Source organism: Mycobacterium sp. (genome assembly GCF_040509115.1).
Lineage (GTDB): Bacteria > Actinomycetota > Actinomycetes > Mycobacteriales > Mycobacteriaceae > Mycobacterium.
In genome coordinates this window covers 1-11427 of the sequence record NZ_JBEVLO010000402.1, presented here as the reverse complement: position 1 = coordinate 11427, position 11427 = coordinate 1, and the positions used below count along the sequence as shown (strand labels likewise).

Here is an 11427-nt window from a genome sequence, read left to right as displayed (position 1 = left end):
GCAAGCGCCGGGGCATCGTGCGTCGATGACTACTCCTCGGGCTTCTTGCGCTTCGCGGCGTCCTTGGCCAGGAACTCGTCCTGCAGCGGTGTCTCCGCGTAGATCGGGTAGTTACCGGTGATGCCGACGCGCTCCTGGGCGACCGCAAGCACGCGGCCACGGACGGCGAACCAGCCGCCGATGAGCGCAGGGACGATGACGACGAGCGCGATCGCGTTCCAGTAGTTCTCGATGCACATCAGCAGGGTCACCGCTGCGAGGAACACCAGCGTGGCGTAGCTCGTGTACGGCGTGCCGAACAGGCGGAAGGCCGGTCGCTCCAGGATGCCCTTCTTCGACCAGCGGTACATCTGGATCTGACAGATCACGATGGTGCCCCACGAAGCGATGATGCCCAGTGCCGAGAGGTCGAGTGCGATGTTGAACGCCTCGGCGGGAACGATCAGGTTCAGGAAGACGCCGACCACGGTGAAGCACGCCGTCAGCGCGATACCTGCCCACGGCACGCCCTTCTTCGTCATCTTGGAGGTGAAGACCGGCGCGCTGCCGTTCATCGACATCGACCGCAGGATGCGGCCCGTCGAGTACAACCCCGCGTTGAGGCTCGACAGGGCGGCCGTCAGCACGACGAAGTTCATGATGTCGCCTGCGGCGGGAACGCCGATGCTGGAGAAGAACGTCACGAACGGGCTGGTGCCCTCCTCGTACGCGGTGAACGGCAGCAGCAGGGCCAGCAGGATCAGTGAACCGACGTAGAACACGGCGATCCGGAAGATCACCGAGTTGATGGCCTTCGGCATGATCTTGGCCGGGTTCTCGGTCTCGCCTGCTGCGGTGCCCACCAATTCGACTGCGGCGTAGGCGAAGATGACGCCTGAGGTGATCACGACGAGCGCCAGGACGCCGTTGGGCAGGATGCCGCCGTTGTCGGTGATCACCGAGGGTCCGGTGGTCTGACCCTGCACCGTGAAGCGACCGGCAAGGAAGACGATGCCGACGACGAGGAAGGTCACCAGTGCGACGACCTTGATCAGTGCCGCCCAGAACTCCATCTCGCCGAACCACTTGACCGAGATCATGTTGATGGTCAACACGATCACCAGCGCGATGAGGGCGATCAACCACTGCGGTATCGCCTCGAAGGCGCCCCAGTAGTGCATGTAGAGCGCGATCGCCGTCACGTCGACGATCGACGTGCACGCCCAGTTGAAGAAGTACATCCAGCCGGCGACGTAAGCGGCCTTCTCGCCGAGGAATTCGCGAGCGTAGGAGACGAACGACCCGGACGACGGGCGGTGCAGGACCAGCTCGCCGAGCGCCCGGAGAATGAAGAACACGAACACGCCGCAGACCGCGTACACGATGAAGAGGCCGGGTCCGGCGCTGGCGAGGCGGCCACCGGCGCCCATGAAGAGGCCGGTTCCGATCGCGCCGCCGATCGCGATCATCTGTACCTGCCGGGGTTTTAGGCCCTTTTCGTAACCCTCTTCCTCGTGTGCGAGTGCAGAATTGTCGTATGCGGTCGGAGATTCCGTCGTCATTTCCCGAAGTTAGCTGCCCTGGGCTCGAGACGTCGCCACGCCTGGTAAACCTTGGGTTAAGTACAAATATTTCAGGTGTTATCGGCTGCTCACCGAATGGCCCTCCTGATCAGAAAAATTAACTCTGAGCAGGACTGATAGCGAAAGTCGGGATCCTTCGCCATTGCCTTCGCCAGAATCGAGTCGAATGCGCTGGGGATCCACTCGATCCGGCGAGAATACCTCGGGACCGGGCTGTTGAGATGGTCATCGACCAGCGCCATCACCGTCACTGCCGTGAAAGGTGGTGAGCCGGTAAGCATTTCGACACAGGTGCACGCCAACGAGTATTCGTCGGAGGCCGCCGTGGGGGCGCGACCGTGCAGAACCTCCGGCGCGGCGTAAGGAAGCGACGCCTCGATCTGTCCGGTGTGGCGGTCGAATTGATCGGTGACGGCACGCGCCGAGCCGAAATCGGAGAGAAATGCGCCGTCCGCCGAGAAGTCATGGGCGACCAGAATATTGGCTGGCTTCACGTCGCAGTGCACGATGCCCAGTTCGTGGGCGTGGTCCAGGGCGTCGGCGACTTGGGCGAGCGCGGTCATTCGGTCGTCCCTGGAGGCAAGGGCCGTCACCGTGCCACCGGTGACGAGTTCCATCGAAAGCCAACCCGGGCCGCAGTCGTACATCGTCACCACGTGAGGATGGTTGAGGCGCTTGGCAAATTCGAACTCGCGCTGAAGCCTCGTCATGTGCAGGGGGTCGTGGTGGTGGTCGTCGAGCACCTTGAGTGCAACCGTCCCGCCCGGCTCGCTCACCCTGTGGGCCCGGTAGACCGTCGCATATCCACCATGGCCAACCACGCCGTCGACCTCGTAGTCCTCGAACATGTCCTTCGGGACGAGCATGCTCACAGAGTAAGGCGCAGCGCCGTCGGCGACGGCCAGGCAATTCGCAGCCGGGAAGCTTCAGTGATCCTTGACACACCTTCCGAGCAAACACTAACGTGAATCGTCTAGGCGCCCGATTCGTTCGGCGTCGAGCGGCGGGATCTCGAGGGGTATCTCACCACTTCGTACGTGTCGGGTTCGCACCGGCGATACTGTCGTGGCGTGCCCAGATTTGATGGAAACACTGCCTCCGACTGGGTGTCGGCCGGGTCCGTGACGGTGCGCGTCCCCGGCAAGGTGAATCTGTACCTCGCCGTCGGCGACGTACGTGACGACGGTTATCACGAACTGACGACCGTCTTCCACGCCGTATCCCTCTTCGACGAGATCACCGTCCGCAACGCCGATCTCATGTCGCTGTCGATGTCGGGGGAGGGTAGCGAGTCGTTGCCCGTCGACGAGCGCAATCTCGCGTGGCGTGCCGCCGACCTGATGGCCGACCACGTGGGGCGCGGGCCCGACGTCGCCATCGCCATCGAGAAGTCGATCCCCGTCGCGGGCGGCATGGCGGGCGGCAGTGCCGATGCCGCCGCGGTGCTGGTGGCAATGAACGCGTTGTGGGAGCTCGGGGTTCCGCGTCGCGATCTACACGCGCTCGGAGCTAACCTCGGCAGCGACGTGCCCTTCGCGCTGCACGGCGGAACTGCGCTGGGCACCGGTCGTGGCGAAGAACTGGCGACGGTGTTGGCTCGCAACACCTTTCACTGGGTGCTCGCCTTCGCCAACGGCGGCCTGTCGACCCCAGCGGTGTTCGTCGAGATCGACCGGATCCGTGCCGACGCCAGCCGCGAGCAGCCGCCGCGGCTCGGCGATCCCGAGCCGCTGCTCGCCGCGTTGGCATCGGGTGACGCCTATGAGCTGGCGCCGCTGCTCGGCAACGAGCTGCAGCCCGCCGCGGTCAGCCTGATGCCCGCTCTGCGCCGGACGCTGCGCGCGGGCGTCGACGCGGGCGCGCTTGCGGGCATCGTGTCGGGGTCGGGCCCCACGTGCGCGTTCCTATGCCCGTCGGCAGGCGCGGCGATCGACGTCGGGGTGCAATTGGCCGGGGAGGGCGTGTGTCGCACGGTGCGGGCCGCCAGCGGTCCGGTGCACGGGGCACGCGTGGTCCCGGCGCCCTCGGGGATCGGGTGACGAAAGTCAGCGGGTGAAGAAGGTCGGGGTCTCCAGTGGTGTGACCCACGCCTCAATCGGGGCATTGGTTTGGCAGTTATTTAAGAGTCTCATAAGATGATGCGCGGTGAAAACTCACGGTTACGCGTGCGACGGAACGACCTCCCCCACCCGGACATCTCGGCGGGGAGATTCGCAACTGTCTCGCAGCGGTAGTGTCGACCGGAACCCATTCGCCGGGGCAAACGCCTCACGGTTGGTGCGCGTCGGCCTGGATATCACCGTTTCGATACCCAAACGCACCCCAATCGTTCACGCGTCACTCTCGGAATTCGCGTGCGATCAGGTGGAACATGGAAAAACGCGCACCGGCAGCGGCGCCGGCGCCGTGCTCCTCAGACCCAGGAGGTTGGCGTGAGCAGATTCACCGAGAAGATGTACCGCAACGCTCGGACCGTCACGACGGGCATGGTCACCGGCGAACCGCACGAGCCGGTGCGGCACACCTGGGGTGAGGTCCACGAGCGCGCGCGTCGCATCTCCGGCGGTCTGGCGGCTGCGGGTGTCGGACCCGGTGACGCCGTAGGCGTCCTGGCGGGCTATCCGGTCGAGATAGCTCCGACCGCACAGGCGCTCTGGATGCGTGGCGCCAGCCTGACGATGCTGCACCAGCCCACCCCTCGTACCGACCTCGTCGTCTGGGCCGAGGACACCATGAACGTGATCGGCATGATCGAGGCCAAGGCCGTCATCGTGTCCGAGCCGTTCATCGTCGCCATTCCCGTGCTCGAGGAAAAGGGGGTGAAGGTCCTCGTCGTCGGGGACCTCCTGCAGGCCGAGCCAATCGATCCCGTCGAGACCGACGAGGACGACCTCGCGCTCATGCAGTTGACGTCGGGTTCCACTGGGTCGCCCAAGGCCGTGCAGATCACCCACCGCAACATCTACTCCAACGCCGAGGCGATGTTCATCGGCGCGCAGTACGACGTCAGCAAGGACGTCATGGTGAGCTGGCTGCCCTGCTTCCACGACATGGGCATGGTCGGCTTCCTGACCATCCCCATGTACTTCGGTGCCGAGCTGGTCAAGGTCACCCCGATGGACTTCCTGCGCGACACCCTGCTGTGGGCCAAGCTCATCGACAAGTACAAGGGCACGATGACCGCAGCGCCGAACTTCGCCTACGCGCTGTTCGCCAAGCGGTTGCGCAACCAAGCCGAGCCGGGCCAGTTCGATCTGTCGACACTGCGCTTCGCGCTGTCTGGCGCCGAGCCCGTCGAACCCGCCGACGTCGAGGATCTGCTGGACGCAGGCAAGCCCTTCGGTCTTCGCCCCGACGCCATCCTGCCTGCCTACGGCATGGCCGAGACCACGCTCGCGGTGTCCTTCTCCGAGTGCGGTGCAGGCCTGGTGGTCGACGAGGTCGATGCCGACCTACTGGCCGCGCTGCGCCGCGCCGTGCCCTCGACGAAGGGCAACACCCGACGGCTGGCGTCGCTGGGCCCGCTGCTGCGTGACCTCGAGGCCCGCGTCGTCGACGAGCACGGCGACGTCATGCCCGCCCGTGGCGTCGGCGTCATCGAACTGCGCGGCGAATCGCTGACCCCCGGATACCTCACGATGGGCGGCTTCCTGCCCGCCCAGGACCAGCACGGATGGTACGACACCGGCGATCTGGGGTACCAGATGGAGAACGGCCACGTCGTGGTCTGCGGTCGCGTCAAGGACGTCATCATCATGGCGGGCCGCAACATCTACCCGACCGACATCGAGCGGGCCGCGGGTCGCGTGAAGGGCGTCCGTCCCGGCTGCGCCGTCGCGGTCCGGTTGGATGCCGGGCACTCTCGGGAGACGTTCGCCGTCGCCGTGGAGTCCAACGCCTGGGAGGACCCGGTGGAGGTGCGTCGCATCGAGCACCAGGTCGCCCACGAGGTCGTGACCGAGGTGGACGTCCGTCCGCGCAACGTCGTGGTCCTCGGCCCCGGCACCATTCCGAAGACGCCGTCGGGCAAGCTGCGCCGCGCCAACTCGGTCTCGCTCGTCACCTAGGCCCCGCTCGGCTGGTCCCCCGGCGCGCGAAGGTCTCAGGCCGCCAGCGCAGTGGTGGTGTTGGCCGGATTGGCCGCGGGATTGGCGGCCAGGGCGCCGAGCACGGTGGCCCACACGTGCGGGCTCACGATGATCCCGGCGTGTCCGACGATGAGCCCTGGATATTGGTCCTGCAGAACGATGTTGGTGACGTTCGGACCGGTGAGGGCCTGCTGCGTGTAGGGGGTCACCACTTCGTCGTTGATGCTGGCGATCGTCGTGTAGAGCACGCCCGGCCTGGTGTCGCCGTTGCCATAGACCTCCTGCTGGAACGGTGAGCCCAGTGCCTGCTGGTAGAGCGCTGGCCCGATCACGTTGGAGATCGCGACGGCCAACGGCCCGAAGATCGGCAGTGCCTGTAGAACCATCAGCGAGTCGATGTCGGTGCCGTGGTTGCTTGGCGCGATGCCGATGAGCTGAGATACCTTGCCCGCGCCATCCAGATTGTTGATGTAGTACGCGGGCAGGATGCCGCCGCCCTGTGAGTGGCCGACCAGAATCACTCGTGGCGCACCCGTTTCGGCGAGTACTCGGTCGACCTCGGCGGCCAGTTCCTGGCCGGACTGCCTGATGTCGCCAATCGCTTGGATCGGGCTGTTCGGGAAGGGCGTGGTATTGCCGTAGTTGAAGGTGTAGACCTTGTATCCCGCATTGGCGAGCACCGCTGCGCCGACGGAGAAGTTGGTCCCCTGGGTCGCCGTGGTCCCGTTGAGCAGGATGACGGGGAGGGGATGTTCGGGGGTGACCTTGATGGCCGGGTCGTTGGCGCCTGCGGGTGGCTTGGTCGGGTTGAAGAAGGCCAGCCCGTCGAGCACCCCGTAGGTGACGGGGAACGGCCCGGTGAAGGAATCCGCGAACGGGCCCCCGATCAGCGTCCGGCCCGCGGCCGCGGCGACGTTGGCCAGCGAGGTCGCCAACAGGTACGGCACGCCAAGGAAGCTGTCGGGGCCGAAGGCCTGAGCCACCGTGGTGGCGACGGTGTGCACCGCCGAGATCGCCACGATTCCGACGTCGGAGATCAATCCCGCCATCTGCCTGCCGAACTGAACCGGGTTGAGCGCAGGCAGCGGAGGCGGGTTGGTCGAGACGACGGACGGGGCGGGGTCCGAGACCGCGGCGAGTGGAACGGCGCCGGCCCCGCCCAGGATGCCGCGCGCGGTCGACGTGCCGGTGGCTTCCCGCTCGGAGGCTGCCGATTCGATGGCGGTGAGCGGTTTCGGGTCGACGCGGTGCGGTTGGGCCGGAATGCTGGTCTTCGGTGCGACCGATGAGGTGCTCGGATCGGGCGACACCGCGGCCGCCGTGGTGGGGTCGGGGGTGGCGCCGCCTGCCGTCGGCGCGCTGGATGAATCCTGTTCCGGCGCAACGGTTTGGGTGGGTGCGACGATTTTGGCGGGCGCGACGGTTTCGGTGGTCTCGGTGGCTGGTGTCGTGGGAGCAATGGTGCCCGTGACTTGCACGGCGTCGACGGTTCCGGGGTCGACGACCCCGGGCGGCTGATTTTCGGGAGTGTTGGTGCCCGACGGCGACTCTGCGTCGACGGTGACCGCGGTGGTGGCGGTGGTGGTGGTGTCGGTGGTGGTGCTGGTCGTCGGGTTGGGCGTGCCCGATGGTCGTTCGATGCCCGAGGCCGGTGCCGGGGTCGACGATGCCGATGAAGCCGACGGAGCTGACGCCTCACCGCCCGGCCCGGACGGGTGGTCGTCGGCACGGGCCGCACCCGTGCCCACCGCCACGATCAGGTAGCCGGCGATGATGAAGGCAACGATCGCCAGCCTCAGCCAGCGGTGCCACGAGGACCCGTCGGCGGCGCATTGACGTGCGGACTTCATGGACATCAGCGACCTCCCGACCCGGAAATTCGGACGGTACAGGGAAGGGGCGAAGTTGAACTGCGTTTTCGTGGCGCAGGCCGTGGTCGAGGGCGGCGAGGCGCCGCCGCGCCACCGATGAGTTCGTCGGAGCCTGCTGGTCTCAACGTCCATGCGCAGGAAAAGCGATGGCCGGGCGTCGCAGCTCATCGCTACGGTTGACCCATGACCGCTCCGGCGATCGAGGCCATCGACCTCGTCAAGCAGTTTGGTGATCCGACCAAGCAGCGGCCCGCCGTCGACGGCGTCACCTTCGCCGTGCCACAGGGCACGGTGCTCGGCCTGCTTGGGCCCAACGGCGCTGGCAAGACCACGACGGTCCGCATGATGACGACACTCTCGGTGCCCACCAGCGGCACCGCGCGGGTGGCGGGCTACGACGTGCGCACCGAGCCCGACATGGTCCGCGCCAACATGGGTCTGACGGGCCAGGCGGCGACGGTCGACGAACTCCTTACAGGTCGCGAGAACATCCGGATGATCGGCGGCCTGTACGGCATCGGCCGCAAGGACATCAAGCGGCTGGGGGACCAGCTCCTCGAACAGTTCGACATCGCCGACGCGGCAGACCGCCCGGTGCGCTCGTATTCGGGTGGCATGCGGCGGCGGCTGGACTTGGCGGTGAGCCTCGTCGCGTCGCCGCCGGTGCTGTTCCTCGACGAGCCCACCACGGGTCTGGATCCACGCAGCCGGAGCGATCTGTGGGAGGTGCTGCGCGGGCTGGTCGCGGGTGGCACCACGCTGTTGCTCACCACGCAATACCTCGAGGAGGCCGATCAGCTGGCCGACGACATCGTCGTCATCGATCGCGGCCGCATCATCGCCAAGGGCACCCCGTTGCAACTCAAGCAGCAGGCGGGCAACGCCAGCCTGGTGGTGACGGTGTCCCACGCCGCCGACCTTCCCGCCGCACGCGAGTTGCTCGCCAGAACGGGTGCCGAGGTGCACGTCGACGTCGGGGCCCGTCAGTTGACCGCCGCGGCCGAGGGGATCGCCGACCTGACCCGGGTGGCAGGCTGGCTGCAGCAGGACCGCATCGAAGTCGACGACATCGGGCTGTCCCGGCCCAGCCTCGATGACGTGTTCCTCTCGCTCACGGGGCACCGCGCCGAGGACGACGACCAGCAGGAGGCCAGCGCATGACCGCCGTCGCGCCCAAGTCCGCCGATGCCGTGACGAGGCCGGTCACCCGCCCAACGAACATCGGGCAGCAGTCGTGGATCATGGTGAAGCGCAACCTGATTCACACCAAGCGCATGCCCGAGATGCTCAGCGACGTGACGGTACAGCCGATCATGTTCGTGCTGCTGTTCGCCTTCGTGTTCGGGGCGTCGATCGCCACCAGGGGCGGGGCGTCCTACCGCGAGTTCCTGTTGCCGGGCATTCAGGCGCAGACCATCGTCTTCACGGCGTTCGTCGTGGCGTCGGGGATCACGGCCGACGTCGAGAAGGGCGTGATCGATCGGTTCCGTTCGTTGCCGATCCGTCGTTCGTCGGTGCTCATCGGGCGCAGCGTCGCCAGCCTGATCCACTCGTCGATCGGCGTGGTCGTCATGGCGATCACGGGGTTGTGCATCGGGTGGCGCATCCGCGGCGGCGTGGCCGACGCCGTGCTGGCCTTCGCGCTGATCCTGGTTTTCGGGTTCGGGATGATTTGGTTCGGCATTCTCGTCGGTTCACTGATGCGATCGGTGGAGGCCGTCAACGGGGTCATGTTCACCGTGCTGTTTCCGGTTACGTTCCTGGCCAACACTTTTGCCCCGACCGAGCCGATGCCGAGGTGGTTGCGGGTGATGGCCGAGTGGAATCCGGTGTCGTCGTTGGCGCAGGCCATGCGCGAGCTGTGGGGCAACGGTCCTGCCGCGCCGCCGGATGCACAACTGCCGCTGCACCATCCGGTGCTGTCGACCATCCTGTGGTCGTTGGCCATGACCGCGGCGATCGCGCCGTTCGCGTTGCGCGCGTACGCGCGCCGCACGTCGGACTGAGGGGTACCGCAGCTCGGGGATTCCCGACGACGGTTCGATCTCGAAGGTTGCGGTCCGCGTACGGATGCGCCATCTGAGTATAGATGGCTATACTCAGACGATGGATCGCATCCCCGCCCGGTTGGCCGATCACCCGACGGTAAGGAAGGTGCTGGCGCGCAAGGCGGAACCGCCCGGCGTGATCGACGCCGACTGGCTGCGCCAGATCTGTCTGGAGGCGGGCGCCGACGACGTGGCCTTCGCCAGCGTCGACAACCCCGACCTGGCGTCCGAACGCGACCACGTCGAAGGCGCTCTGCCGGGCACCAAGAGCTTCATCTCGCTGGTGGTCAGGATGAATCGCGACAACGTCCGCTCGCCGGCCCGCAGCGTCGCCAACCAGGAATTCCACCGCAGCGGCGAGATCATCAACGAGGCCGCCCACCGGATCACCCGCACACTCCAGGATGCCGGGCACCGGGCGTTGAACCCGTCGGCGACCTTTCCGATGGAAATGGACCGGTTTCCCGGTCGCATCTGGGTGGTGGCCCACAAGCCCGTCGCGGTGGCCTCCGGCCTCGGCGTGATGGGCATCCACCGCAACGTCATTCATCCGAGATTCGGCAACTTCATCCTGCTGGCTACCATTCTCGTCGACGCTCCCATCACCAGTTACGGTCAGCCACTGGACTATTCACCGTGCCTGGAGTGCAAGCTATGCGTCGCGGCGTGCCCCGTCGGCGCCATCGGCAAGGACGGCGAGTTCGACTTCGTCGCCTGCTCGGTGCACAACTACCGCGAGTTCATGGGCGGCTTCACCGACTACGTCCAGACCATCGCGGACAGTGAGGACGCCGCCGACTTCCGCTCGCGGGTCACCGATTCGGAGAACGCGTCGATGTGGCAGAGCCTGTCGTTCAAGGCCAACTACAAGGCTGCCTACTGCCTGGCGGTGTGCCCGGCGGGGGAGGACGTCATCGAGCCCTACCTCGAGGATCGGAAGGGTTTCATGGATTTGGTGCTCAGACCGCTGCAAGCCAAGCGCGAGACGCTTTACGTGCTGCCGAACTCGGCGGCCAAGGCGCACGCGGAGAAACGCTATCCGCACAAGCCGGTCAAGGTGGTGGACAGCGGGATCAGCGGCCGCGGCTAGGCACGACTACCAGGCGTGGACCGTGTTCTGCGCAGGCTCGAGGCCCAACTGGACCAGAAGCTCGGTGGCATCGGCGGCCTGCTCGCAGATCGTGCCGACCTCCGGCCGCTCGGCGGCGCTGAAGTTCTCCAGCACGTAGGTCGCGGGATCCTTGCGGCCGGGCGGACGGCCGATGCCGATGCGAACCCGTTGAAAGTCCTTGGTGCCCAGCGCCGATGCGACTGATCGCAGTCCGTTGTGGCCGCCCTCGCCGCCGCCGAGCTTGAGTCGAATGCGGCCGAACTCGATGTCGAGTTCGTCGTGAATGACGATGACGTCGGCGGGGGCCACCGAGTAGAAGTTGGCGAGCGGCCCGACCTGGCGGCCCGACTCGTTCATGTAGGTGCGCGGCTTGGCGAGCACGACCGACTTGCCGCCGAGCCTGCCGGTCGTGACCTCGGCCCCCGACTTCTTGTGCACCTTGAACCCCGAGCCGATGCGATCGGCCAGGATGTCGGCGACGAAGAAGCCGAGGTTGTGCCGCGTGGTGGCGTACTGCGCTCCAGGATTGCCGAGGCCGACCACGAGTTGGGGCTCGGCCATGCCGAGCTACTCGGAGTCCGCGGCGGGTGCCTCTTCGGAGCCCTCGCCCTCGCCTTCGGCTTCGCCCTCGGCCGCTTCGCCCTCGGCAGCTTCCTCTGCAGCCTCGCCTGCGCCCTCGCCCTCCCTCTCCTCGGCGGTGGGGGCGGCGACCACGTTGACGACGAGCGTCTCGGGGTCGGACACCAG

Annotated in this window: 9 protein-coding genes and 1 pseudogene; 5 read left to right on the top strand and 5 right to left on the bottom strand. The window is 66.6% G+C overall.

What is annotated here, in order from left to right; genetic code table 11:
• Positions 1-29 precede the first annotated feature (29 nt).
• Positions 30-1541, bottom strand: coding sequence for an amino acid permease (locus tag ABW137_RS27730; RefSeq protein ID WP_526404755.1), 1512 nt, complete (start codon positions 1539-1541; stop codon positions 30-32).
• A gap of 89 nt (positions 1542-1630) precedes the next feature.
• On the bottom strand, positions 1631-2428 hold the full coding sequence (locus tag ABW137_RS27725; protein ID WP_526404753.1) for a serine/threonine-protein kinase: 798 nt from the start codon (positions 2426-2428) through the stop codon (positions 1631-1633).
• Between the two features lie 204 nt (positions 2429-2632).
• On the opposite strand from ABW137_RS27725, the gene ABW137_RS27720 reads away from it, so the two are divergent.
• Positions 2633-3601, top strand: coding sequence for a 4-(cytidine 5'-diphospho)-2-C-methyl-D-erythritol kinase (locus ABW137_RS27720; protein WP_526404751.1), 969 nt, complete (start codon positions 2633-2635; stop codon positions 3599-3601).
• A 393-nt stretch (positions 3602-3994) separates the two neighbouring features.
• Positions 3995-5629 (top strand): fatty acyl-AMP ligase, encoded by a 1635-nt coding sequence (locus ABW137_RS27715; protein ID WP_526404749.1) that lies wholly within the window; start codon positions 3995-3997, stop codon positions 5627-5629.
• Between the two features lie 35 nt (positions 5630-5664).
• Here the strand turns inward: ABW137_RS27715 and ABW137_RS27710 are convergent, their stop codons facing one another.
• On the bottom strand, positions 5665-7506 hold the full coding sequence (locus tag ABW137_RS27710; RefSeq protein ID WP_526404747.1) for an esterase/lipase family protein: 1842 nt from the start codon (positions 7504-7506) through the stop codon (positions 5665-5667).
• Between the two features lie 198 nt (positions 7507-7704).
• Here ABW137_RS27710 and ABW137_RS27705 point away from each other — a divergent pair, with 198 nt between their 5' ends.
• The 3 genes from ABW137_RS27705 (at position 7705) to ABW137_RS27695 (ending at position 10659) form a co-directional block, all read left to right on the top strand.
• Positions 7705-8682, top strand: coding sequence for an efflux ABC transporter ATPase subunit, DrrA-related (locus ABW137_RS27705; RefSeq protein ID WP_526404745.1), 978 nt, complete (start codon positions 7705-7707; stop codon positions 8680-8682).
• Positions 8679-9527 carry an ABC transporter permease gene (locus ABW137_RS27700; RefSeq protein ID WP_526404743.1) on the top strand — a complete coding sequence of 283 codons (849 nt, stop codon included), beginning with the start codon at positions 8679-8681 and terminating at the stop codon, positions 9525-9527. The genes ABW137_RS27705 and ABW137_RS27700 overlap by 4 nt, the downstream gene beginning before the upstream one ends.
• 100 nt (positions 9528-9627) lie before the next feature.
• Positions 9628-10659, top strand: coding sequence for an epoxyqueuosine reductase (locus ABW137_RS27695; RefSeq protein ID WP_526404741.1), 1032 nt, complete (start codon positions 9628-9630; stop codon positions 10657-10659).
• Positions 10660-10665: 6 nt separating this feature from the next.
• Here ABW137_RS27695 and pth read toward each other — a convergent pair whose 3' ends face one another.
• Both pth and ABW137_RS27685 read right to left on the bottom strand, forming a co-directional pair.
• Positions 10666-11241: an aminoacyl-tRNA hydrolase gene (pth, locus tag ABW137_RS27690; RefSeq protein WP_526404739.1), complete on the bottom strand. Its 576-nt coding sequence runs from the start codon at positions 11239-11241 to the stop codon at positions 10666-10668.
• Positions 11242-11247: 6 nt separating this feature from the next.
• Positions 11248-11427, bottom strand: a pseudogene (locus ABW137_RS27685) (50S ribosomal protein L25/general stress protein Ctc); the annotation flags it as partial.

What these genes read in the sequence shown, in the direction of transcription:
- ABW137_RS27695 (WP_526404741.1), top strand. Translation starts at nt 9,628, where the DNA reads ATGGATCGCATCCCCGCCCGGTTGGCCGATCACCCGACGGTAAGGAAG.
- ABW137_RS27730 (WP_526404755.1), bottom strand. Translation starts at nt 1,541, where the DNA reads ATGACGACGGAATCTCCGACCGCATACGACAATTCTGCACTCGCACAC.
- ABW137_RS27705 (WP_526404745.1), top strand. Translation starts at nt 7,705, where the DNA reads ATGACCGCTCCGGCGATCGAGGCCATCGACCTCGTCAAGCAGTTTGGT.
- ABW137_RS27710 (WP_526404747.1), bottom strand. Translation starts at nt 7,506, where the DNA reads ATGTCCATGAAGTCCGCACGTCAATGCGCCGCCGACGGGTCCTCGTGG.
- pth (WP_526404739.1), bottom strand. Translation starts at nt 11,241, where the DNA reads ATGGCCGAGCCCCAACTCGTGGTCGGCCTCGGCAATCCTGGAGCGCAG.
- ABW137_RS27725 (WP_526404753.1), bottom strand. Translation starts at nt 2,428, where the DNA reads ATGCTCGTCCCGAAGGACATGTTCGAGGACTACGAGGTCGACGGCGTG.
- ABW137_RS27700 (WP_526404743.1), top strand. Translation starts at nt 8,679, where the DNA reads ATGACCGCCGTCGCGCCCAAGTCCGCCGATGCCGTGACGAGGCCGGTC.